Genomic DNA, 24,725 nt, shown 5'->3' with positions numbered 1-24,725 from the left:
TCTTATTGCTTTCTGCCCATGTACTATGTAATTGTTAGTAGTTCGCTTGTTAGATGTTCTTACAAACAATCTATCACAAACAAGATTACAACTATTGAACAATATCGTCAATCCATATTTTCTTAAAAATTGTAACATCTAACCAAATTACATATCATAAATCTTCGGAAAATCCTATGTTATCAATACATCAGATAACTTGGATTTTTTTTTGTAATTTTAAAATTACAAAAAATTAAACGTAATTTTAGAACACTTGTTCTCATTTTAACACTGATTTCTCATTTTGTTAACATTTTGACGGCAATAAATTACTTCATCCAAATATAGTTAATAAGCAAAGATTCTACAGATAATAGTTTGTGAACTATTCACAAAGATTTCAATTATTTCGGATTCGATATTTTGGAAATATCCCTAAAAACAACGAATGCGATTGCCTCTATTGAGACAATCGCATTCTAATTATTTAAAGGTTACCCGATCCCGCCACCGGGATCTCCCATTCTAGCTAATAATTGTTCTGAATCTTTTTTAACTATATTGTTTGGTTGCTCTTTACTACCAGCAGCAGTATAAAAAATTCCTGCCGCAAGAACTATACTTGTTAGTACAAATAATATTTTCTTCATATAGCACCACCCTCATATATTATACCATTTTTTTTAAATTCTACCACAATTTTTTTAGGGAATTGACAATAGAACCTATTACCTGCACACTCGAACAGCGTAATTGACTTTTCTATTAAAGAAATATCACCTTTTGCTATTCCTAAATAACAATATTGCATAGGTGTTAAAGAGCCGTTTTTCTTTTCTAAATCACTAAGAATACGAATTGCATTTGCGTAATTCCCCCTAATGATCTCTAAGAAAGATTCCTCAGCAGGATGATATATTTTAATTTTATCCAAATCTTTTTTATTAACTAGCTTAATAAATGCATATGTATTGAGTATTTCTTGTCGTCTTTGCTTCTCTCTTTCAAAGTAATAATATGGACCTAATTGTTCGATGGACTCCTTAATATACTTAGATGCACTATCGTAACTCTCAAAAGTAAAAGACTCCGCTAAATATACAAGTGCTGATGCCCTCAAAAGATTAAAACATCCCTCAGGATCTTCCAGTTCCAAAATCTCATGACATGTACTCCTAAGATTTTCAAGTTTGTCTTGGACTAATAATGCAAATGACAAGCACTCTTTTATTCTGCCTAAATAAGCTGTTTTAATAAAACCATCAGATATTTCTTCAACTTTTGGTAGCAATACTTCAGCATATTCAAACAGTGAAGTGTAAGTTTCTAAATCACACATAGTATAGCAAGTTAATATGCCATACAATATTTTCATTTCCTTTGTTTTAATAACCCTACTACCCTTCCGCTCTTCAAGCTTATCCAACAACTCTTGCTTTGCAATGACACCGCTACTGCGCTGCCATACCAATTCGTATACATAAGACCATTCTCTATTAATTGCAAGTGATGAATTTCTCTCTTGATCCACTACTAACTTAAGCAGTGATAAATCCCCTTTTGCATTTGCGTATTCCATGGCAATTCTCAAGTTTTTCTTACTTGTTGTAACAGAACAAAAATTATGTATCATTTTTCTTTGTTTATTAATATCATTCACATACAGTATCTTAGATAACTTGATTAAATTCCAAAAATTAAACTGGATTTTTCCTGTTAAATTCTTCGAAAAAGTTCCAGGTGAAATACCAATTACTTTAGCGATATCCTCTTGATTTTTCTTTTGGAAATCAATCTCATCAATAATTTCACTCAAGAATTTTATTAACGTTTGTTTTGACATTTCTTCTCTCTTAAGTATTTGATTCATAATATTTTCCCTTCTAAAAAAACAAGAATTCCCCAATACCCCTTAGTATATTTATTAAACTTAATGTTTGCATGTGGTATTCTACCATAAGCATATCAAAAAAAATGTCAAATGTTGTCGAAGTATATAGTTAAATTCATATGCAATTATGCATATGATGGTTAAGTAACTAATTATATTCTCAATAATCAGCTGCAAAAAGAGACTCTATTCCTCAAATAAGGTCTCCATTCACCGTAACTATTTTTCATTTCTTAATGTTTTTTTTAACCTTTTATTAGACACATACAAGTATGGTTTACTTTCATGAACTTCATGTTTGAAATAGGAATAACTACCCTTTAAAACGGTAATTTGTAACTTCTCAGACTGTAATAAAACCCAATATTTACTTTCATCCAAAACTAAACCTGATAATTTCTTTCCACTTGCGAAATATACCGTAACATGATCCCCTACAGAAAAAACATATTCCGTTGGTTTATTATGGCCAGCTAGCTTCATCTCCTCAATATAGAAATCATTAGTTTCTAATAGTGGATCATGTTTATTATGTGCAATATAGGAAAGAGCACTCTTCATAATTGAATAATAATTCCCTTTATCTGTCTTGATATAAAGATAATAAGCACCTTCAGATAAAAGAACACCTTTCATCCCCTTACCATCTTTAAAAGAACAACCAATTCTTTCTCCTATCTCAAATACAAATGATGTTTTCTTATCCCCTTCACTAAACTTAGGAGATCTTTCTTCAACAGTTAGAAATTCCTCATGCTTTATATATTTAACCTCAGCAAAGTTAACAGTTACCTGATAAGGATCACCATCGCCCTTCACATCCAAAACACAATAATACTCTTCTATTGTTGAAATTTTACCTTTTAACAATTCATCATGATTTAGTAGCTTTATATCTACAATAGCCCCCCTCATAAACACATAAGAGTGTCTATAACGTCCTCTACTATCACGATCTATAGAATAATTTTTACCCATATAACACACCACCAATAAAATAGATTTCTAAAACAGTCTATATAATTTCACATACCATAAAGAGTACATAACCCTTAAGAACTTAAAATAGCCCCCTACCAAGAAGTAACTACATAAGTATTAAACGTATAACGCTATAGCTATCTGTCCGAAAGATGTATCGTAGATATAATTATGTATTGGCACAGTGGACAATTAAAAATTAACCAGCTGGCAGCCCTTCAATTAGGCTGTATGATGCCGTTTCTTCTGCCATAGCGCTATTGTTTTTTGCTTGTAGTAAGATATTACCCATTTGGGGAAACAGCTCGTTTAAATAGCTTAAATAACTCTCTCTTTTTTGTCCTTTTTCACGTAAAGCAAACGAAATCAACATGCCGATTGTTGAAAAACCTGTTTTTGCAGTTTTCCCTTTCCCTTCAACAGTCTTATATATTTTATTACTCTTTTTTAGGACAGTGTTTAGGGTGCTTCTAGGAATATTGATCGCTTCACATAGTTCTTTTTGTGTAAAGTATAGCACAGGTTTGTTTTTTGAATTCATCGACAAGAAAGCGATAATATCCGCTTCCCACTCATGGAAATGAGAACGTACTCGATCTTCACGTTGCTTCTTGTGTTTTCTCCAAAATGCAGCTGGTGATCTAAACGAATTAACTTGTCCAGGTGTCGCATATGTTTGAAGTAGACGATCAATGTAGTCTTTGTGCGCAGCTTGGTATTTTCCTGAATATGCAGACATGACAATCCCTCTAACCTCAACATGATCTAAAGGTTGTTCCAGGTTACTATTAAATTGATCCATCATATCTAGTGATTCTTTAATTGACACTTTACTTTGGAAACATGCTAATGAAAGAGTGAAAATTGCATTATTACGCCCTGCTTTTGTTTGTTGTGGCGCTATGTTCGTACAATTTATAACTTGCTTAAACCACGCTTCTTCTACCTGTTTTGGCTGCTCTACAGGTTTGTTTTTAGAAAATGGAGTTTCAATTACGTTATTTTCACCTGGAATTGCGAAAAGTTCTTTGCCTTTGTTATCATCTTGTCTCTTACTCCAATCCTGCAGCTCCTTGAAAGAATATACATTTTCCTCAAAGAACATAATAATATTCTCTTCTGAAGGCATTCTGAAGAAGCCAAAGTGATTACATGTTAAATCTACTTGTGGTAGGCTTTCAGCAAACATTTCTCTCAAGTTTTGAGAGATTCTTTTTGCTGATTTAATAGCAATATAGTTCTTTTTATTTGTTACATATACAGCTTTATCTAACACATAATATACTTGGTAACCCTTTGTAGTTTGAAGGATCATGGTCGGCACACCAAAACCAGCATTTAACGCAACATCATTGATTGCTGTCATTGGGAATGAGTTTGAATCGATATCAATCACAAAACAATTGATTTGTTGTAGATTTTTTTCAGTGTGGCCAACAATTGTACGAAGACCATTTTCACTATATGTACCAAAATTATATACATTAGGAGTCCAGTGAGAAGCTTGTCCAACATGATCCAGTGTAGCTTCCTCAGATGTTAACACTACTCCTCTTGTACCAAAAGGTGCGCTTAAATCATCTTTTTTACGAGTGATAAAAATAGATCCTTTTTTATTCTTCTTACCATTCAGCATTTTGTCTTCAAATTTCTCTTGTTTTGTAATTGATACTAGAGCAGCTTTTGAGTTTTTAGATTTATATTTTCGTAAACCTTTATGAAGTATAAGATTAATAGCTTTCTGTACTGTATTCATGTGGGATCTCCTTTCTACTAGATTTAAGACAACAAAAAAAGGTGAGCAGTTATATCACTGCTCACCTAAATAAATAGACTTCCCGAATTGTAGAAAAAGGTAGAAAAAACCATAATTAAATACGCTTATAGATGCACTTAAATAGGGGTTTCTATCTTTACAAATTTACACTAATTAACTATACTAATAGGAGATATTTCATATCTCAATAGCATAGTTAATTAGAACGGTTTGGGAAGTTTACTCACTGATGCAGCAGTGACGTAAATGGAATACAAGATGTTTCCAGCAAATTGTATTCACCAAGAAGTAGAAATGTTTCCAGCAGATCTACTTCCTCTGTCTTTGAGATTTCCAGTCTCATAGACAGCCGTTCTTTTTTTATTTGTTTTTTGTGTTTATGTGTCTTATATATATGCTACAAATTCTTCCGAATTTTTTATGTATATTATCAAACTAAATCGAATTGCGTTGAGAAAACTTGTTGTCTATAACGTTACAACAAGTTTTTTTGTTTGTAAACAAAGAATTTCAATAAAACTCCTCCCATTTACACTTTTACACATGTGTAAAAGTGTAAATGTGTAAATACCTCTTATTCACTATCATCCTATTGTTTATACAAAAAGAATCTAAATTATTTTTACACTTGTGTAAATGTCCACAAGTGTAAATGTGTAAAAATATATCCCTATGAAACTATATAAACACTATTATATCAACGTTTTACTTTTGTTTGTGAACTTGTGTAAATGTGTAAATGTGTAAATGTGTAAATTTGTATTGATATTTCTCTGGCGGGGTATTATAATTGGATTAAGAAGTTTTTACACATGTGGACTCGTGTAAATGTGTAAATGTGTAAAAATAGAAAAGTTTTTTTGGAGGGATACATATGAAATTAAAAAGACCGTTAACTATTACTGTAGCAAACAGTAAAGGTGGCGTTGGTAAATCTACTATTGTAAGGCATTTATCTTATCATTTAGCCTTAAAAGGATATAAAGTTCTAACAGTTGATATGGACCCGCAGGCCAACACGACAAAAACAATGATCTTAACAAGAAAAAGAATTAATGATGAATACTTCGCTTTCGACAAAACATTAATGAGAGCTGTACAAGATGGTAGTTTAGAAGACATGCAATTGAATATAATGGAGAATTTAGATTTACTACCTTCCCATAGTGACTTTGAAAATTTTGAAACATTACTAACATCAAGATTCGGTCATGCTGATCCTTCTGATCCTAACTATTATCAAGTAGAAACTAAAAAAATTAATTACTTTAGACACCTATTGGAACCTTTAAAACAAAATTATGACTTTGTCGTCATTGACAGTCCACCTACAGCATCTTATTATACAAAAAGTTCTGCAATGGCAAGTGACTATGTACTCGTAGCATTCCAAACACAAAGTGATAGTTTAGATGGTGCTAATGATTATATCAATCGATTCCTAAGAAAATTAGTAGAAGAATTTAAATCCCCGCTTGATGTAATTGGCATATTACCAAATCAATTACATAGTGCTGGTAAAATAGATGGTACCGTACTACAAGATGCGAAGGATATTTTTGGGGAAAACAATTTATTTAGAAATTTAATACCTTACGCTAAAAGAATTCAAAGCATTCCGCGTGTTGGTTTAAATACGGATCAATATTGGGACAAGAAGTTATTTAATGAAGTTTTCGAACCATTTACAGATGAATTTTTAGAGCGAATTAATAAGATGGAGGATTTAAGCAATGAGTAAAGATATAGGCTTTTTCAACAAAAAGGAAGGCGGGGATAATCCTGGAAAAAATACAGGAGGGAAAATTGATGTTGGCTATAAAGCTGACATCACTCCCTCTACACCATATGATCCTAGTATACCTGCGAAAGCAACACTAGTTAATAGTGATAAGCGAGGTACTATTCGAATGCCTTTAGAAACTAAACACGAATTTGATGCTCTACTTGAGATTTCAGAATACCAATATACTTATGAACTACTAGCTGAAATGCACTACTTATATATGCAAAAATTGTCACCTGAACAGCTAAGATTATTCCATGCACAACTCGAAAATATTAAACGTAAAGCTGCTCTTAAAGAAGCTAAGAAACAGCAAAAGAAATAAAAATAACATGTGTAAATGTGTACATGTGGTCTTTTACACATTTACACATGTTATACCTACATAAAACATATAGAGTCATATAAACCCTCTATATCATTGTATTAGTGATAATTCACTATATTTTTTTGAACTAAAATTGTGTAAATGTGTAAATGTGTACAAATACACATTTACACATTATGAAAGGAGCGATAACCATGAGAACCCTCAGTATTATAGGTTTAGTAGTCATAGCTTTAGTATTTTTAAATGTAATTTCTCTACATACAATCGGGACATTATCTCTCATAATCGGACTTTTAATAGCGCTCTTAATTGGCGCTTACTTCCTATATTATATAGTTCTAAGCTTACTGGCACTATTTACTACTATCATTGGAGTTATCTTGGTTATCTGCTTAATTTCTTATGCTTTTCTACTCTAATGTATTTACCCCCTGGGAGGATCTATATGAATCTTAATGAAGAATTAAAGACCATTCTAAGATGTAAAAAGCTATTATCTGAAGCTTATTCAGTTGGAGGAGGTGAGGAAATTGAGTTTATTCGTAAAGGTCATATCTATATGTACTTCGCCATTACTTCACCATATAACGAGACACGTTATTATCGAATAGACGATTCATTAGATACCGAACAACTAAAAGGCAATAAGTGGATATATTCCATGACAATATAGCGCTATAGCTCTTGAGAAAGGAGAACACGAATGACAATACCAAAGAGAAAACAAATTCTAGAAGCTACTATTAATGCCCAGGTATCTCAAAACTATCAAGATTGCCAAGAGTGGATCAATGAGACCCTACGAATAATGGCTAAAGGTACAAAACACGAAAAAGATGTAAATTGGGCTTTAGAAGTATGCAATACCTATAGAAGTTTATGGATAAATCAAAGTACACATACAAAAGGAGAAATGCAAAATGAACTACACTAAAACTAATATAACTGACGAGAATATTGAAATGTTAAAAACATTGTCCCATCCAATCCGTGTTGAAATTATAACTATTCTTATGAAACATAACACATTGAATGTTTCAGAGCTCGTTAATAAATTACAAATACCACAATCAACAGTTTCACAGCATCTTTCTAAAATGAAAGGAAAAATAGTAGGCTGCGATAGAAAAGGTTTAGAGGTGTATTACCATATAAGTAACCCTATAGTCCCAAAGATCATTGAAATTTTACTACCTAACAATAAATAAATTGACTATGACAGGAGAATTAAAGTATGAACATATTAATAGAAAATCAAAATTCAAATTATTTCTTTGATTTATTTTTCAAAAATCACCCTATAGAAAATGATGTGTTTGTTATTGAAGCAAACGATAAATATTTCTTCTTTGAACATGATACCGTTATTGATATGATTAAAAGTTTCGCACCAAAAGACCAGGATTACATTAGAAGACAGCTACAACTATACAATTACTTAAACCAAGATCTTAGAATCTGCTTAATGCAAATTGCATCTGACTACATAAGACGACTTATAGGAAACCATAAAAAAACAGACTGTAAGATCCTACCCCTACAATCTGTCATTCATTGCAATTAAAGAATATGGAAATCTCTAACGCAATATACGCAAATAAATTATACTATAATCCTATATAACTTGTAACTAAAAGGAGTCGAATATATCGACTCCTTTTTTTACCTATTTCTTAACTTCTGCCCATTTATAGTTAAATTCTCCACCAAAATCATTTGTCACAATACCCTTTACAGAAGAACGTTGTAAATATGATCTGCCTTGCTGATAGAAAGGCGCTACAGCTCCATCTTCTAATAAGATTTTCTCTGCTTGTTTCATTGCTTTCCAACGTGCCTTTTCATCACCAGCAAAATCCATTTTCACTTTATGAATGAGTTCATCATATTGTTTATTTGAATATTTATCAAAGTTATATGTACTATCTGTCGTAAATAAGTCTAAAAACGTAATAGGATCAGGAATATCTGGCCCCCATACATCTACACCTATGTCATAATCGCTACTTAATAACAATTCAATTTGTTGTTTACGTGGCTGCGGTTTAACATTCACTGTTAATCCACTCAAATTCTTTTCAAGCTCACCTTTTAAATACTCTGCATTTCTCTTTGCTAATGCATTGTCACTTGTTAGCAATTCTAATATTACTTCCTCTTTCCCTAGTTCTTCCTTGGCCTTTTTCCAATATTCCTTCGCTACATCCACATCATATTTCACTAAGTTCCCATTCTCTTTCCGGAAGTCTTTTCCGTCCGGTCCTTTTGCGAAATTAAGCGACACAATCCCTTCCGCTGGAAGCGAACCATTGTTTAGCACAGTTTCTGTAAAGGCCTTTTTATCAAACGACTTACTAATTGCCAACCTTGCATACTTATTTTTTAACACTTCGTTTTTTTGGTTCATACGTAAAAACTGCATAGTTACTTCAGAACGCTCTCTGAAGTCAGGGCTATTTCTATATTTGTCTACAAAATCTCCTGTAAGCCCTACACGATCTATTTGACCTGATTCATATAAATTAATTTCTGTTGACTTATCTTTTATAATATCAAAGTTGATTTCGTCTAATTTAACTGTTTTTTCATCCCAATAGCTTTTATTCTTCTTAAATCGAAAACCCTGCTCATGCTTCCAATTTTCTAAAATAAATGCTCCATTATAAATTAACTGGTCCGCTTCTAGACCATATTGATTCCCTTTTGATTTAAAATACTTCTCGTTTATTGGTAAAAATGTTGGAAACGTTGTCAAATTTATAAAGTATGGAACGGGTTGTTCTAATTGTACTTCTAATGTATTATCATCTATTGCTTTTACCCCTAGCTGATCTACAGGTAACTCTTTACTGTTTATTTTCTTTGCATTCTTTATATCAAAAAATAAAAACGAGTATTCTGCCGCTGTATCAGGATTCACAGCTCTTTTCCAGGCAAAAACAAAATCTTGAGCTGTAACAGGCGTACCATTTGACCATTTCGATTCTCTCATGTGGAATGTGTACGTTTTTTTATCTTCACTTACATCATAAGATTTCGCCACACCAGGAATTAATTTATTGTCTTTCCCTAGTATATACAGACCTTCAAACACATTACGCATTACATTCATTGATTCACTATCAGTTGCCTTTGTTACATCCATTGTTGGGATCTCCGCTATATACGGTAAATTAATGGATTGTTTTGTCTCTTTCTTGTCAGTTGCCTTTGCTGTATTTTTAGTCTCTTCCTCTCCACTACAAGCAGTTAATAGAAAACTAGCACATAAAACAGAAGCAACAACCGATGTAACCTTTTTAAACATCTTACTTTCTTCCTCTCTACATGTATGGTTTATATAATTAAATTATCTATATATGGAATTTTACAGAATATTAGAAGAGATTTTCCTCTTCTCTAAACGTACTTCAGAACCTTTTCTCATATATTTTGCATCTAAATAATAAACCTCTTATTACTTTAACACTAAAAACGTAGCACTCTAGGGATTATTGTGTCAATCACTAAAATTAATTTTCTGTATGGTACGTGAAATTATATATACGATATGAAAAAGGCGAGGTAAGTGAATGCTATACCAAAAATAAAAACACGAATAGCCCAGTATCAATTTAGGGCAACTGAACCAGGCAATTTTCACATATGTATTGTTAACAATTTAAAAAACAATAATATCCCTATTGTGACATTTTTTCAAACACTTGATGTATATAGGCGCACCAGGCTATGTATGTGTTGATTATTCGTGGACGATCTCCTGTTCCTTCTCGACTGAATACACTATGATCAGTAGTTTAACCAATCGAAATTTATGCATAAAAAAGTTTCATTTAACCGCATTATAATTATTCTCAATTTTCTTTCGTTTTATACATCTGAATTTTAGATGCGGTAAGTTATGTGTAATTTGATAACACAAATACGTATTATTGTTTATAAATTCGCTTCTACCAACTCTTTTATAACTTGCAACTCCGCCTCCTGCTTGAATTCTTCTAACTTTGCAAAAATAGTTTCTTCCGTGAATTTTATTTCAGTGCCTTTTATTTCTTTCATCCACATTTGAAACATATTATTAGAACGATTCCGTGATTCTTCAAGAATATAGTTTTTATTCTCTTCTAACAAATCATCAAACTCTCTTTCCCATTGCTCATCTAAAGATTTTTGAACCTTTCCAGGAGTTAGACCCAAATGTTCCAATAATCCAACAGCCTTATCTCCTAAAATTAAACGCTCTATTCCATTAACTATTTCTTTTATTTCAGGATCTTTATCCATTTGCTTATATTTAATATTGATAACATCATTATCTTTCACCAAAAAGAACGCCCCCTTCTTGATTAATAGTTCAACATACAAATGTAAATCTCCTATATTAGAATCCCTTTTCAAGATAAATTAAAAACGATCCACAAGAGAGTATTATATAATTTCTCCCTACAAATTCTGCACATTCATTACCAAAGGTACTCATTTCCAAAACATCCACCATGACTTCTTTTTCAAATTAGCTGCCGCTATTTCTTTCTGTGCCGATACAATAGTACGTTTTGCTTCTTGTATCTCTCTGACCATCTTCATAAGATTATCGTCCCTTAACTCTAACCTTTTTTCTATCCTTTCTTCTCGTTCCTTCCGATCTTTCATATCTTCCTTTATTAATCTATTTCTTTCTTTAATGTCCTCTTCAATTAATTTATTCTTTTGATCTATACGATCACCTAGTCTCTTTTCCATTTCTAATAGATTTGCTTGCTGCAACTTATTAATTTCTTCTATCATAGCGCTATATTGTTGTTGAAATTGATATTGCATTTGATAAGGAACTGGATCTGATCCCTGGGACTCCTCCTTCTTATTAGCGATTCCAAACTGCTTAGCAATCATTTTCGCAGCTTTTTCTAAAGTCATACCATCTTGCTTACTCAACTCTACTAACTGTTCAATAAGTACAACGTCAAACTCTGTATATTCCCTTCTACCTCTACTATCCTTTCTTACATCATACCCTTCACGTTCAAGAACATCCGAATACTTTCTAAGCGTGCTACCTTTCACCCCTAAACGACTATAGACCTCACTGCTGGTATATACTATTTCTGCTTCTGACATAGCGCTACGCCACCTCCTATAAGGAGAATTCCATGTTAAAGGGTTAATACCTCTTAAAATTCATCGACGAAGCTCGCACGGTCTTTGCTAGGTTTTGTCGGAATAAAGGAATTTGAAAATAAATAAATTTTTTTAGATTTTCACTTAAAATCTATCGACAGAATGAGTATAATCCCAAACATGCGATAAAAAAGGAGGAAATACTATGAAAAAGAAAAAGGCAAATAAAAGAAAGAACAAATTAAACGTTAAAATTCGTTTTTGGGGATTTGAATTCTTCTTTAAACATACATCTTAACTAAACATTTATATTTAAATTAAGTAGTCAACAAATAGTTTGCGAGATATTGATAACAGGAGATTTACGTGGTTTTTACGCTTCGGTAAGTGGCAATAAAATGCGGTTAGATCCTCTACATACAAAATTAACTTAAAATCTTAACTATCTATTTTTTGTACAAGATTCTCAAAAAAGATGGAGTGAAATCCCAATTCACTCCATCTTTAGCAACAACTTTTTCGTATCTCAATATCAGTTTTAAGGCATTAATTCTGCCATTGTAATACTCCCTGGTTTCTTATAATAAAAAGAAGGAACTAAAGAAGAATATACAGGTCTTCCCTTCTTCTTATTTTTATCATGATAGACTTTAAACCAATACATAATCGGATATTCTCTTGGTTGTATTTTCTCCCCAAAGAGTTCCGATTCCAACATATCATTGACCCTCGTATCAGAGAACTCTACTTCAGGTGTTTGTAGCGCATTAGCATGTTCACTAGGAATATGCTCACAAATTTCCCCTCCACCACTAGCAAGCATGAGAGAATATGAATCGTGTGTAGTACCAAAAACTCTACAGACCATTGGTCTTTTGTTATATACCATGCAACTGCCTTCTGTAATATCTAACAAAGGACAAAGGAATGGAAGTCTCACTGTTTTTGAATATAGATTACTATCTTTCAACATTACATCCTGTCGAAAACTCGCATCCTCTTCTAATCTATTATATAAGTCTGGATGCCTAATTTTTAATAACTCTAAGTCTTCTAAAGATCTTTCGAATATTTTTAAAGAAAATTCCAATCCAATGTTACGCAATTCTTCTAACACTACTTCAAATTCCAACATAGATATAGCAAACACATCGTAACAGCAATTGTAACATCCTTTTCCACATGGATGATTTTTAAATTCCTTATGATGTTCCCTATATTCTGAAATGATGTTATCTATCTTTATATACCTCTTATATAGGTTAGCCACACAACTATCTTGCTCTACATTTGAATGGCACTTCTTTTGCTTTTTACCACTCCCACAAAAGCACGCATCATTTCTACCCAACTTATATTCCCCCTTTTCCCCTTGATTCTATTCCCTTATAACTCCAAACATATCAATTATACACCTTTTTTTAAAAATTAAGAAAAAAGAAAAATTCACAATTAAAGTGTCGTTTTTTGGGGATTTAGGCTCTTTTTCAAATATACTTCTTAATTAAACATTTATATTTAAATAATATTTGTAAAACCTCTTCATAAAGGAACGTAGGTTCGTGTATAATAAGAACAGACGTTCTTTATTTGAGGAGGAATCCCGATGTATGACTATTCAATCCTACCGAATAGAATCATCTTATGTGTTGATTTACGCAGCTTCTATGCTTCAGTGAGTTGCATCAAAATGGGACTTGATCCCATGCATACAAAGTTGGCTGTAGTCGGCGATGTAAATAGAAATGGTTCAATCGTTCTTGCTGCAACACCCCCTTTAAAAGCGTTGGGTGTAAAAAAGATGGCGAGGCTTTACGAGATTCCTCGTCGTAAAGATATTCTAGTTGTAAATCCAATTATGGGAACTTATATTAAATGCTCCAACTACATAACAAAACTAGCTTTACAATACGTTCCTATTGAGGATTTTCACCAATACAGCATCGATGAATTTTTCATGGATATTACCGATAGCATTCATTTATTTGCCAACGATCCATACGAATTCGCTATGAAGTTCAAGCGTGAAATATATGATCATACACGAGTTGAATGCACCATCGGAATTGCTCCTAACCCACTTATGAGTAAGATTGCTTTAGACATTGAAGCTAAGAAGAACAAAAATGGAATTGCTTTTTGGAAGTACGAGGATGTACCTACAAAACTTTGGAGCATACGGCCCCTTAATAAATTTTGGGGCATATCATATAAAACTGAAGAAAAGTTAAATCGAAAGGGAATACATTCTATTGGAGATCTAGCCAATTATCCTCTTAAATACTTAAAGCAGAGCTTCGGCAAGATTGGAGAAGAATTACACTTACATAGTCACGGAATTGACTTTAGTCGTATTTCAGAGAAATATATTCCTGCCACAACTTCTATTGGTAAAAGTCAAATTCTAATGCGCGACTACACAATAGAAGAATTTCCGATCATCCTGCTGGAACATATTGAAGAAGTTTGCTATCGGCTTAGAAGACAAAACAAACTTGCTCAAACTGTTCATTTTTCTATCGGTTATAGCAAAAGTTATACAGGCGGTATTAGGAAAACACATACTTTAAACCGTCCTACAAATCTAACGATGGATATATACCACATGTGTACATACTTTTTACATCAACAATATACTGGCGAACCCATTCGCAGCATAAACATAACCTTAACAAACCTAATTCAAGAAGGGGAAGAACAAATTTCTCTTTTTGATAATGTCACGAAACGAGAACAAGAAGTGAAGTTAACAAAAGTAATGGACGAAATACGCACAAAATTTGGGAAGAACAGTATTTTACGCGGGATTTCCTACACGCATAGCGCTACAGCTAGACACAGAAATACACTAATAGGAGGCCACAAATCATGAATAATGCTAATATGCCAAAGGGAAGAGGAATGATAAAATTCACTCCGTTCGTTAACTCTACTATAATAAAAAGCGAATAGTATGTTTAATATACGAGCCTATTATTCTTTTTTATCACATTATATAATGATTAACTATATGTTAGTAATTTAGTATGTTATGTTTAAAATGTAAGGTGGGTTTTGTAACCGGAGGATAACTTCTATAAGGTAGGTGTAAAAATAATTGTAAGATTCAGTATGAAATCTAGAGGAGGAATTCTATGCGTGTACAAGAGATTTTGCTTGAGAACAGTAAGAAATATATGCTAATTGATGAAAAAGGGATTCCGATTGTTCCAGTAGTAAAGTATCTCAAATATTTGGACAGTACAGGTAAAAGTAGGAATACTCAAAAGACATACTGTTATGCCTTAAAACAATATTTTTTATATTTAAGAGAAACCGAGAAAAATTACAAAGAAATAAAACTAGAAGACTTAGCAGATTTTGTTGGTTGGTTACGTCATCCGTATACTAGTTTAAATGTAGCATCTATTACTCCTGTGAAATCAAAAAAGACTGAAAAAACAGTAAACTTAACCGTTACTGCTGTTACAAATTTCTATGATTATTTATACCGTAACGAAGAAATATCAAAAGACATGAATGAAAAACTAATGCGTCAGATTTATGCAGGAGGAAGAACACGATATAAGAGTTTTCTACATCATATTAATAAGAATAAGCCCTCTATTCGGAATGTATTAAAAGTAAAAGAGCCTCGTAAAAGAATTCAAATACTAACAAAAGAGCAAGTGCGACAAACTTTCACAGCTACTACAAATATACGAGATGCTTTTCTTATTCAACTTTTGTTTGAAACGGGATTACGTATTGGAGAGGCTCTTTCTCTATATTTGGAAGACTTTATATTTGACTACAAAAAAGGACATCGGATTCGCTTGAGGGATCGAGGAGAATTAGAGAATGGTGCAAAGCTCAAAACAGGAGAACGAGAGATATTTGTATCACAACACCTTATGGATTTGTATGATGATTATCTATATGAAATTATTGATGAACTGGATATTGAAACAAACTTTGTCTTTATTAAGCTACGTGGAAGAAATATGGGTAGACCTATGAATTATAGCGATGTAGAATCCCTCTTTAAACGATTGCGAAAGAAAACAAAAATTGATATTCATCCTCACTTGTTACGACATACACATGCCACCATATACTACCAAGAGACAAAGGACATCAAACAAGTACAAGAGAGACTAGGACATGCTCAAATTCAAACAACAATGAATTTGTATCTCCATCCTTCGGACGAAGATATCCGTAAGGATTGGGAAAAAGCACAATATGCATTTAAAATCGATGAAAAAAGCTGAAGGTGGTAAATATGAAGCGAAAACGACAAATAAATATAGGAGAAGTAAATTTTCATGAACGATTGAAGTATGAGCTTTCTAGTTATATAGAAAAAACAATCCAATCTGATGGATCTGTTACCACTAACCGTGTGGACAATCCCTATTTTTTAATGAATAACAATTGGAATATCAAATTTTTAAAAAGTATCCCTCAATTTCGGAAAATGGCGGATAATTACAAGGGGAAACGTCGAAATGTACATTTTCGAATAAATAGTCCAACTGTTAATCTTGAAATAAAATATGTATGGTATCAAAAATTATTCAAAGAACAGTGGGCACTAAGTAGCGGTTTTAATCAAAAAGCCGCACTTTTAACGAAATTATCCATTTTTCTTAACGAAAAGTACCCTTACCTTCCCTCTTTATTTGATTTGGATATGGAGAGGGCTGAACGGGAATGGTTGTTTTGGTTAGAACAACATGGAATTCCCACAACAAAGACATCAAAGACCACAATGTTCGACGAATATACACATAAATCCCCCGCAGCAACCTATTTTCGTATCATTCATTCCAACTTCTTGGTGTTAGCAGATTCGCGTAATGAATGGGAAAAAGATCGTTGGGATGTACGGATATTACATAGCCAATATGGGATATACTACAGCAAAAGTTTAACCGCACATTTTCTTGATTTTACTGGAATAGAACCAATGAAAATAAGACATAGTACCAAAAAGTATATTAAGCAACGTTTAATGGGACGACAAGATCTTTCATTCGCTACAGCAAGAGTTTATTCAAGAACTTTAACTAAATTTTTTTCTTTCATATTTTCATTAGAACCAACATGGAATGATTTGAAAGGTCTCAAACGATCTCACATGGAGCTATATATTCAATGGTTTCATGAAGATACCAAAAATAAAAAAATTGAAAATCCAGAAAGATATATATCAGAAGGTTTAAAGATTATCAGTAAGTTTTTAGGAGATATTCAAAAATACGAATACGACATTGCCCCAACTACAAATGTAAGATTATTAATTTTCCCAGGAGATAAACCAAAAGTGAAAAAAAAGCCCTATGGGCAAATTGATTATATTCCTGACTTTGTACTGGAACAATTATTCGCTCATCTTAACGAACTACATAAAGACATCATACCGGTGGTATGGGTAGCGTTTAAAACAGGCCTTCGCATTTCAGATGTATTAGAACTTACAACAGATTGCCTTGTACAATTGAATGGTAAATATTCTATTGTAACTGATATTGAAAAAACGTTTGTACAAGGTCATCGAATCCCAATTGATGAGGAGCTCGCAAAAATTCTTTCGGTTTTAATTTCAAATTCCAAAGAAAATAGCACACAAGATAATAATCCAGAAAAATACATTTTTGTACGATATCAAGGGATACGAAAAGGTAAGCCCTATACACAAGCATGGATTCGAAAACATTTGAATGAATTAGCAAAAAAGAAAAATATTGTAGATGAAAATGGTGATATCTTTCGTTTTAAGACCCACCAATTTCGTCATACGTATGCTGTAAAGTTATTGAATGGAGGTGCAGATATTTTAACGGTACAGGAATTACTTGCTCATGCTTCCCCCGAAATGACTTTACGATATGCTAAGCTATTAGATGAAACTAAACGAAAAGCATTCGAATCTGTTATAAATCAAGGAGTCTTCAGCTTTGACTTGAACGGTGAGGTACAAAAAATTAATGCTGGTGAAGATATTCCTAAGGATATATTACAAGCACTCTGGCAAGAGCATAAACTAAATGCAATGGATAATCCTTATGGAACGTGTCATGCACGATTAAAAGGAGATTGTCCACATATGGAAGCTCCACCTTGTTTGACATGCAATAGTGGTAGCCCTTGCAAAGACTTGGCTATTGGATTTTCAGAACTGGATATTGAAAAATATGAGTTACACATAAAAACAACAGCAAGAGCTGTAGAAGTAGCTAAACAGCATAATCGTGAAGATATGATTGAAAAGCATGAACGAAATTTACACCGATATCAAAGGATTTTAAACAATATTCGAGAAGGGAATATTATATTTGGTCGACAAAATCGCATAAAACGAAAGTATGGTGTGAAACATGACTAGTTATGATCGTACAGAGCAGTTAAAAGCAATTCATGCATCCAGAAAGGCAATTACTTCTCAAAAGGTTGATGAAGCGATTCAAAGGCTCTTACGAGCCAATCAGAATATTAATTTTAATAGCGTAGCAAATGAGGCAGGTATCGCTAAAGCAACCCTGTATAATAATCAGAAATTTCGTAAACGAATTGAAATCCTACGCCAACAACAAGCGAAAATCCTTACATCGAAACAAATAAAACGTGAGATAAGTGATAGCAATAGAGATGTAATTATTGAATCGTTGAAGCGAAGACTGAAAAAAATGGAAGAAGAAAATAAACAACTGAGAAATCAACTAAAGGTGGCATACGGAGATATATATAAACAGATATAAAAAGATAAAGAGATTTTATTTTTAAAGCACATTTACGAAACTCAGATTTAATTATAATACTTATTTCATACTAGAAATTCTACTATTAGTTAAATCTTTATAGGGTCATATTATTTTATTTCATAATTCGAATACCTTTATTAATATTAGCCCTAATTTTATTTGTGTTTAAATTTCTTGAATAACATATACTGTAACGAAAATATTATATTTTTTACAATGTTTTGTACCTATCATTGTCTTTTGATGAAATTTAGTTTTCGTCAAAAGACAGTTGAAATTTTAAGGGATGATTTAAAAATGAATAGATGGCTTGCTTTAGAATTAGAAAAACTTGTAGAAATTAACAAAACTCCTCATTCTGCAAAATGGCAAACTACGCCACCTTTTTGTTTATTTAATTATGATGGAAAATTATTAACCTTAGCAGGTAACACTAAGAAAGGCCAATTTACTACTCCTTTTTTTATAGTCAAAGCAGTAGATACTAAAAAAAATTGTGCCTTGCTGGAATTATTATTTCCATTTCCGATTATAGAAAATAAACACAACCAAAAATTTCCGCTAAATAAATTTTGCTGTGTGAAAAAATTATTCCATACAAAAAGTAAATTATTTGTAAATCTTGCTGACTTTTGTGGTTTGACTTTTGTAGAAATTCCAGTTTTCGATTATTTGACAAAATCAAGAGTGATAAAAGATAGCTTTTGTTTAGCTTTTTGTTTATCACAAAATTGTCCACCTCAAAACATATGGGAAACAAGCAAAAAACATCTAAATAATATTACCACTATAACAAGTTCTTATAACTATGGAACAGATTCAGAATTACAAATGTTTTTATATACTAAAACCAAAACTTATAAAATGTTTATCCCGAAAGGACATTGTCAATCTCTTACTATATCAGATTTGAAATATATTGAAATTCTCACTCCACAAAAATTTGTCGCGGGTACTATACAAATACAACTTAATTATTGTTATAAGGAAAAATACTATTTCTAAAAACATAACAATTACAAATTATTGTAATTGTTATGTTTTTTATTTTATCCATGTCCACAATCTAAAAAAGGACATACACTATTAATAAATTAATTGGACTATTCATTAAAAAGGAGCGTTTATAAATTGGCAAATAGACTAAATTTCACTGGACCACTTGGATGTTGTGGTATTAGTGGGAAAACAGGCCCCACTGGACCAACAGGTCCTACTGGAGTAACGGGTTCCACTGGACCAACAGGTCCTACTGGAGCAACAGGTTTCACTGGACCAACAGGTCCTACTGGAGCAACAGGTCCTACCGGAGCAACAGGTCCTACTGGAGCAACAGGTCCTACCGGAGCAACAGGCCCTACTGGAGCAACAGGTCCTACCGGAGCAACAGGCCCTACTGGAGCAACAGGTCCTACCGGAGCAACAGGTCCTACCGGAGCGACAGGTCCTACCGGAGCAACAGGCCCTACTGGAGCAACAGGCCCTACTGGAGCAACAGGTCCTACCGGAGCAACAGGTCCTACTGGAGCAACAGGTTCCACTGGACCAACAGTAACCACTAACTCCATGTTTGCCTCTAATACAATTGGTAGCGTTATTAATGTCGCTTTAGGTAGCGCTACGAGTATTCCTCTTCCTAATAATCAAAACTTAGATGGTTTTACAGTCAATGGTACAAATACCACTTTTACAGTGCCTCAATCAGGGAGATATTATATTACTTATCAAATTAATACTACAGCTGCAGTAGGTATTGGTGCTGGTTCAAGAATTTTATTAAACAATACTACTCCTATTCCTGCTTCTATATTAAGACCAGCTCTAAGTGTATCCGCTTTTAACAATGATGTTATAGTTAATTTAAATGCTGGAGATACAATCCAATTACAATTATTTAGTAGTATTCTTTTAGTTGCTACACTTCTGTCGATTGGAGGATCGGTTGGAGCTGCCTTAACAATCATTAGGGTTTCGTAATATGTATCTCTAACAAAACTTCTTTTAAACCGTAAATTTAATTGTCCAAACAAAATAGAAAAATCAAACATATAATAGTGTATCTTGTTCATAAATTTAGGAGGGGTTCATGTTGGCGCAAATAGGAAATTGCTGCACTGAACAATTATGCTGTGTAAATGATGCTGTATGTTGCACTATTATTTTAGATGATACCGGCGGTACCGCTTTACCTATTTGGGATGATGCTACTACTTTTGTAATAAATGGGACAATTATGGTGGAAAATAACGGAACAGTTGGAGTTGGACCAACAGCTGCTCTCACTGTAAACGGAACAGCTGTTGGAGGATTTGTAGTTGCACCAGGTGAATGTAGATCCATTACGATGAATGATATAAATTCCATTGCAATTGTGGGAGCCGGAACAGGTACATCTAGTGTTAAAATTTCTTTCTCGATAAATTATAAATTCTAATATAATGAGAGATAAAAGATGATACATGTTAGTCATGACTAACATGTATCATCTTTTAATTTTCGTGACTTTTAACAAATTAGGTCTTGATAACCTTTCGCAGCAATTCCTGAACAGTTTGCTGGGATACGTGAAATCATCAAGGAGAAAAACAAAGTAACACGGCCGATCTTAACAGATGAAGAAAAAGAACTAATTGAGAACATGTTATTATGTTCCTTATTATCTGAAGAAGAAATACTAATTACATATTATGAGGATGGTTATTTGCTCTCTAGCTATATGACTGTTGTTGATATTGATCCACCAAATAGCGCTGTTATATGTACCGATGCTTTTTATAACAGGATGAAACTGCAATTTTATAATATAATAGATACAAAATAGAATATATTTACGTAAGCACATTTAAACCATTATAAAGGAGTGTACAAAATGCAAGAGGCTCAAATAAGGAAGAGTGCAGCAGGAGCAACTATTCATAACGATATCAATGACTATCCCTATTTAAATATACCAATGATTATTAATGAAAAAGATGGAATGATTTATGAAGTTCTAGGTGCTGGTTTTCACACTAATGATGCTGTAGCAATAATAACAACAGATGATTTTGCTACAACCAGGGTAACTGCGCCTGTTATAACAGTAAAAAACAATGATGGTAGTATTCAATTATATCGCTTACCTTTAGAACTAGAACATTGGGTACTTTCTTGTATGCGTGCTGCTTCAGTAGAAAAAAATCCGTTTCCCTGTAAAGTTGCTTTCGGAATCATCGATACTAAATTTTATGTAGAATTTATATAAAAAAGGTCTGCTTATTCAGCAGACCTACCATCAATTATAGCTTTATATTTTTTTGCCTGTTTCAATGTCCAAATAGGTGTAGAAGCAAGGATCTGGATTGGCTCAGGTAATAATGGTCTTACTTTCTTCCCATCTCGTTGTCGAGAAAACTTTGTGCTTAAACGTGCTTTATCCCAACCTAGTATCTCAGCAAATTCTTTTAAACCAACGAGAAGGGGAATTACTCCCCCAGTTCATCGCTCCACGCTTGATAAAAGCCGCCACCAACTGTTTCAAGTACTTTATCATCCTCTTGTGGGGATATTCCATACCAATATGAGGTTGTTATTACTTCGCCATCTAAAGTTTCAATTGTGATTTTTTCTTGCGTGTAAGCTATACCTTCTTCAGCAACTTTTTTCGCTTCACTTAAACCACTTACTTCAACTTCTTCTGTTACACCAGTATGATAGTTTACAATGTATTTTTCCATTTATAACATCCCCTTCAAAAGTGATAACTTTGTTATCTCTATTATAACAAAAATAGATAACTTTGTTAACACTTCCAGGGTGATTCATTTAATTATTTCCTTCCTTTTAGGAAAGAGCAAATCCATAGCTTCTACCGTTAAAATCCATTCTCCACGTTGTTTCCCTTCAGGCTTGTAGTATTTAACTTTTCCACCCTCAATCAATGCATCTATTAATTTATTATCTTTTCCTCGCTTCAATTTCATTCGCAGCGCTTCTTGTGTAATCCCCCAACGATCACACGCCTCTCTTGGTGTCATAATTTCATTTAGCATAAATAACATCATAACGCCCCCTTTCATTACTTATAAGTAACATCTATTTGAATTATAAGTTACTTATAAGTAACTTTCAACCAAATATAGTTAAAATATGGTACGATTATTTAAAAATATACAAAACTAAGGAGAACCACATGGACAACCACTTAATGTCACTATCTTTTTCTATGGAAGCAAATAAAGGTGTATACGCTTTATTATTAGGTTCTGGTATATCACGTTCCGCTAACATTCCTACAGGTTGGGAAATAGTTGAAGAATTATGTAGAAGAATTATGAAAGTAGAAAAAGCAAACCATAACGATCCAATAGAATGGTATCAGGAGCAATATAAAGAAGAACCCACATATGATAAAGTAATTGAAAAATTAGCTTACACACCTGCTACTAGATTGGGATTATTAGCAGAATTCTTTGAACCTAAACAAGATGATGAAGAGAACACTAAAATACCTACAAAAGCACACAGATCAATTGCAAAGTTGGTTAAAGGTGGGTATATCAGAGTAATAGTAACTACAAACTTTGATCGATTAATGGAACAAGCTTTAGAAGAATTGAATATCGATTTTCAAACTTTACACGATGTATCTAATATAGAAGGAATAAAGCCATTAGTTCATGCGAACTGCACAATTATAAAAGTGCATGGTGACTATAAAGATGTAAGATTTAAAAATGTTGGTCATGAATTAGAAACTTATCATGATGATTTATCAAATCTATTGCAGCGAGTATTTGACGAATACGGAATCATTACATCTGGTTGGTCTGCCGAATGGGATACTGCGTTAAGAAATACTATACAATCTGTAAAGGGTCGCCGCTATTCTTGGTATTGGCATGCTTTCACTGAAAAATTAAGTGATCCAGCAGAGGAACTAATAAAAATTAGAGATGGAATTAAAATAATAGATAGTAATGGAGCTGATAGCTTCTTCAGTACACTTGCTGAAAACGTAGAAAGTATTTCTAAACTTAAAAAAACTAATCACGAAAACATTCAAGTTAAGATAAACAAATTAAAGAAGTATATTACAAATAATTTAGAAATAGAGTTACGTGAAATGATTACAGAAGAAACGCAAAATCTAGTCCAATTTACAAAATCATTTACTCTTCCTGATAACCATACTACCGAAGATAAAAAAGAACATATTGAAATCATTAAAGAAAAAGCACGTACGTTAGCAGTATTGTTATCAATACTTACCTATTATTCAAAAATAGAAACTCATGAATCAATAATCTGTGAAACTTTACAAAGGCTAACTACAGCAAAAAGTACAACTGGAACAGATTTTTATCGTTGTTGTTCTAAATTACCAGCGGTAATCGGGCTATATAGTACTGGTATCGCTGCAACCATGAAGAAAAACTACAAATTATTAAATAAATTATTTACGGAGATTAGAATTAGGACGCACATAAATCGTCCAGAAAATTTCTTGGAATTCACTGGATCATTTGGCTCAATACACATAACCTTTAACGGTTTATATGAAAAGGAAAACCATATTCATCCATTTGAAAAAATGTTTGTGCATCCTTACATGTCTGAAATCTATAACACAAGTAAACTTACGTTTGATGAACAAGAACTGGACGAGTATTACGATACTTTCGAATTATTACTTTCTCTAAAACATCGATATTCAGGAATTAATTTATTTCCAATTGGGCTTTTCGCCAACAAATTTGATATATCACACATTCAACAATTTTTAAAATTAGGTTCGGAAGAGAGTGAAAGTTGGCCAGTATTAGAGTTGTTTGGTAACAGTATAGAAAACTTCAGAAATTCGCTAGAAAAATTAAATGAGTACAGAGTGAAAAGAAGTCATTTTGATATACAGGGATTATTAGCGTACTACCCCATCGCTATAAAATCATAAAACTTATGAATAAATAAAGAACTCTTTTTTAGAGGGTTCTTTATTTATCTAACAAAAATTTCATTATCAATGAATACTAGTAAGTAAATAAACATAAATAGTTATGCCGAAAGGTATACATATAAAAACCAAGTAAATAAAATCTCCAGCAGCTGACTAAAAAACAGAATATTCAATCTTT

The 24,725-nt window shown here is 32.7% G+C and carries 27 protein-coding genes; 17 read left to right on the top strand and 10 right to left on the bottom strand.

Annotation, left to right across the window (positions count from 1 at the left end; genetic code table 11):
* Nucleotides 1-476 precede the first annotated feature (476 nt).
* From MHB52_RS36100 to MHB52_RS36085, 4 genes are all read right to left on the bottom strand, one after another.
* The gene (locus MHB52_RS36100; protein WP_172797041.1) at nucleotides 477-632 is read right to left on the bottom strand and encodes a hypothetical protein; all 156 of its coding nucleotides are present in this window, start codon (nucleotides 630-632) and stop codon (nucleotides 477-479) included.
* On the bottom strand, nucleotides 629-1,852 hold the full coding sequence (locus MHB52_RS36095) for an AimR family lysis-lysogeny pheromone receptor (protein WP_061664812.1): 1,224 nt from the start codon (nucleotides 1,850-1,852) through the stop codon (nucleotides 629-631). Before MHB52_RS36095 ends, MHB52_RS36100 begins: the two co-directional genes overlap by 4 nt.
* Before the next feature lie 240 nt (nucleotides 1,853-2,092).
* Complete coding sequence (locus tag MHB52_RS36090) at nucleotides 2,093-2,851, bottom strand: hypothetical protein (protein ID WP_061664811.1); 759 nt, start codon at nucleotides 2,849-2,851, stop codon at nucleotides 2,093-2,095.
* Nucleotides 2,852-3,053: 202 nt separating this feature from the next.
* A complete protein-coding gene (locus MHB52_RS36085; protein ID WP_061664810.1) occupies nucleotides 3,054-4,610 on the bottom strand; it encodes a primase C-terminal domain-containing protein in 1,557 nt (518 codons plus the stop codon).
* Between the two features lie 895 nt (nucleotides 4,611-5,505).
* On the opposite strand from MHB52_RS36085, the gene MHB52_RS36080 reads away from it, so the two are divergent.
* From MHB52_RS36080 to MHB52_RS36050, 7 genes are all read left to right on the top strand, one after another.
* Nucleotides 5,506-6,372, top strand: coding sequence for a ParA family protein (locus MHB52_RS36080; protein ID WP_061664809.1), 867 nt, complete (start codon nucleotides 5,506-5,508; stop codon nucleotides 6,370-6,372).
* Nucleotides 6,365-6,742, top strand: a complete 378-nt coding sequence (locus tag MHB52_RS36075) for a hypothetical protein (RefSeq protein WP_061664808.1) — start codon at nucleotides 6,365-6,367, stop codon at nucleotides 6,740-6,742. The genes MHB52_RS36080 and MHB52_RS36075 overlap by 8 nt, the downstream gene beginning before the upstream one ends.
* 197 nt (nucleotides 6,743-6,939) lie before the next feature.
* The gene (locus MHB52_RS36070) at nucleotides 6,940-7,167 is read left to right on the top strand and encodes a hypothetical protein (protein WP_080451727.1); all 228 of its coding nucleotides are present in this window, start codon (nucleotides 6,940-6,942) and stop codon (nucleotides 7,165-7,167) included.
* A gap of 26 nt (nucleotides 7,168-7,193) precedes the next feature.
* On the top strand, nucleotides 7,194-7,421 hold the full coding sequence (locus MHB52_RS36065) for a hypothetical protein (RefSeq protein ID WP_061664807.1): 228 nt from the start codon (nucleotides 7,194-7,196) through the stop codon (nucleotides 7,419-7,421).
* A 30-nt stretch (nucleotides 7,422-7,451) separates the two neighbouring features.
* Nucleotides 7,452-7,682 (top strand): hypothetical protein, encoded by a 231-nt coding sequence (locus MHB52_RS36060; protein ID WP_061664806.1) that lies wholly within the window; start codon nucleotides 7,452-7,454, stop codon nucleotides 7,680-7,682.
* The gene (locus MHB52_RS36055; protein WP_061664805.1) at nucleotides 7,669-7,956 is read left to right on the top strand and encodes an ArsR/SmtB family transcription factor; all 288 of its coding nucleotides are present in this window, start codon (nucleotides 7,669-7,671) and stop codon (nucleotides 7,954-7,956) included. Before MHB52_RS36060 ends, MHB52_RS36055 begins: the two co-directional genes overlap by 14 nt.
* Before the next feature lie 26 nt (nucleotides 7,957-7,982).
* On the top strand, nucleotides 7,983-8,312 hold the full coding sequence (locus MHB52_RS36050; RefSeq protein ID WP_061664804.1) for a hypothetical protein: 330 nt from the start codon (nucleotides 7,983-7,985) through the stop codon (nucleotides 8,310-8,312).
* Between the two features lie 102 nt (nucleotides 8,313-8,414).
* Here the strand turns inward: MHB52_RS36050 and MHB52_RS36045 are convergent, their stop codons facing one another.
* From MHB52_RS36045 to MHB52_RS36030, 4 genes are all read right to left on the bottom strand, one after another.
* On the bottom strand, nucleotides 8,415-10,055 hold the full coding sequence (locus MHB52_RS36045; protein WP_061664803.1) for a peptide ABC transporter substrate-binding protein: 1,641 nt from the start codon (nucleotides 10,053-10,055) through the stop codon (nucleotides 8,415-8,417).
* Between the two features lie 629 nt (nucleotides 10,056-10,684).
* Nucleotides 10,685-11,071, bottom strand: coding sequence for a hypothetical protein (locus MHB52_RS36040; protein ID WP_061664833.1), 387 nt, complete (start codon nucleotides 11,069-11,071; stop codon nucleotides 10,685-10,687).
* A 153-nt stretch (nucleotides 11,072-11,224) separates the two neighbouring features.
* Nucleotides 11,225-11,866 (bottom strand): DUF3967 domain-containing protein, encoded by a 642-nt coding sequence (locus MHB52_RS36035; RefSeq protein ID WP_061664802.1) that lies wholly within the window; start codon nucleotides 11,864-11,866, stop codon nucleotides 11,225-11,227.
* Nucleotides 11,867-12,404: 538 nt separating this feature from the next.
* Nucleotides 12,405-13,217 (bottom strand): SEC-C metal-binding domain-containing protein, encoded by an 813-nt coding sequence (locus MHB52_RS36030; protein WP_061664801.1) that lies wholly within the window; start codon nucleotides 13,215-13,217, stop codon nucleotides 12,405-12,407.
* A gap of 255 nt (nucleotides 13,218-13,472) precedes the next feature.
* On the opposite strand from MHB52_RS36030, the gene MHB52_RS36025 reads away from it, so the two are divergent.
* The 9 genes from MHB52_RS36025 (at nucleotide 13,473) to MHB52_RS35985 (ending at nucleotide 21,856) form a co-directional block, all read left to right on the top strand.
* Nucleotides 13,473-14,738, top strand: a complete 1,266-nt coding sequence (locus tag MHB52_RS36025; RefSeq protein WP_061664800.1) for a Y-family DNA polymerase — start codon at nucleotides 13,473-13,475, stop codon at nucleotides 14,736-14,738.
* A 262-nt stretch (nucleotides 14,739-15,000) separates the two neighbouring features.
* Entirely contained in the window at nucleotides 15,001-16,119 is a 1,119-nt protein-coding gene (locus MHB52_RS36020) for a tyrosine-type recombinase/integrase (RefSeq protein WP_001265872.1), read from the top strand.
* 11 nt (nucleotides 16,120-16,130) lie between these two features.
* Nucleotides 16,131-18,236: a tyrosine-type recombinase/integrase gene (locus MHB52_RS36015; protein ID WP_000824133.1), complete on the top strand. Its 2,106-nt coding sequence runs from the start codon at nucleotides 16,131-16,133 to the stop codon at nucleotides 18,234-18,236.
* Nucleotides 18,229-18,609, top strand: coding sequence for a DUF6262 family protein (locus MHB52_RS36010; protein ID WP_000205101.1), 381 nt, complete (start codon nucleotides 18,229-18,231; stop codon nucleotides 18,607-18,609). Before MHB52_RS36015 ends, MHB52_RS36010 begins: the two co-directional genes overlap by 8 nt.
* A 300-nt stretch (nucleotides 18,610-18,909) precedes the next feature.
* The gene (locus MHB52_RS36005; protein WP_001082942.1) at nucleotides 18,910-19,617 is read left to right on the top strand and encodes a CotZ-related putative spore coat protein; all 708 of its coding nucleotides are present in this window, start codon (nucleotides 18,910-18,912) and stop codon (nucleotides 19,615-19,617) included.
* Between the two features lie 126 nt (nucleotides 19,618-19,743).
* Nucleotides 19,744-20,589: a collagen-like protein gene (locus tag MHB52_RS36000; RefSeq protein ID WP_144557202.1), complete on the top strand. Its 846-nt coding sequence runs from the start codon at nucleotides 19,744-19,746 to the stop codon at nucleotides 20,587-20,589.
* Nucleotides 20,590-20,701: 112 nt separating this feature from the next.
* Nucleotides 20,702-21,046: a DUF3992 domain-containing protein gene (locus MHB52_RS35995; protein WP_017562367.1), complete on the top strand. Its 345-nt coding sequence runs from the start codon at nucleotides 20,702-20,704 to the stop codon at nucleotides 21,044-21,046.
* A 105-nt stretch (nucleotides 21,047-21,151) separates the two neighbouring features.
* Nucleotides 21,152-21,433: a YolD-like family protein gene (locus MHB52_RS35990; protein WP_340769342.1), complete on the top strand. Its 282-nt coding sequence runs from the start codon at nucleotides 21,152-21,154 to the stop codon at nucleotides 21,431-21,433.
* Nucleotides 21,434-21,481: 48 nt separating this feature from the next.
* Complete coding sequence (locus MHB52_RS35985; RefSeq protein ID WP_061663988.1) at nucleotides 21,482-21,856, top strand: hypothetical protein; 375 nt, start codon at nucleotides 21,482-21,484, stop codon at nucleotides 21,854-21,856.
* Nucleotides 21,857-22,076: 220 nt separating this feature from the next.
* On the opposite strand, the gene MHB52_RS35980 is transcribed toward MHB52_RS35985, so the two are convergent.
* The gene (locus tag MHB52_RS35980; RefSeq protein WP_061663989.1) at nucleotides 22,077-22,328 is read right to left on the bottom strand and encodes a hypothetical protein; all 252 of its coding nucleotides are present in this window, start codon (nucleotides 22,326-22,328) and stop codon (nucleotides 22,077-22,079) included.
* An 84-nt stretch (nucleotides 22,329-22,412) separates the two neighbouring features.
* On the bottom strand, nucleotides 22,413-22,652 hold the full coding sequence (locus MHB52_RS35975) for a helix-turn-helix domain-containing protein (protein ID WP_000898271.1): 240 nt from the start codon (nucleotides 22,650-22,652) through the stop codon (nucleotides 22,413-22,415).
* A 131-nt stretch (nucleotides 22,653-22,783) separates the two neighbouring features.
* Here MHB52_RS35975 and MHB52_RS35970 point away from each other — a divergent pair, with 131 nt between their 5' ends.
* Nucleotides 22,784-24,544: an SIR2 family protein gene (locus tag MHB52_RS35970; RefSeq protein ID WP_061663990.1), complete on the top strand. Its 1,761-nt coding sequence runs from the start codon at nucleotides 22,784-22,786 to the stop codon at nucleotides 24,542-24,544.
* Nucleotides 24,545-24,725: the final 181 nt, after the last annotated feature.

The sequence above is a fragment of the Bacillus sp. FSL K6-0073 genome (genome assembly GCF_038006085.1).
Classification (GTDB): Bacteria; Bacillota; Bacilli; order Bacillales; family Bacillaceae_G; genus Bacillus_A; species Bacillus_A cereus.
This window is presented reverse-complemented; position numbering and strand designations above follow the sequence as displayed.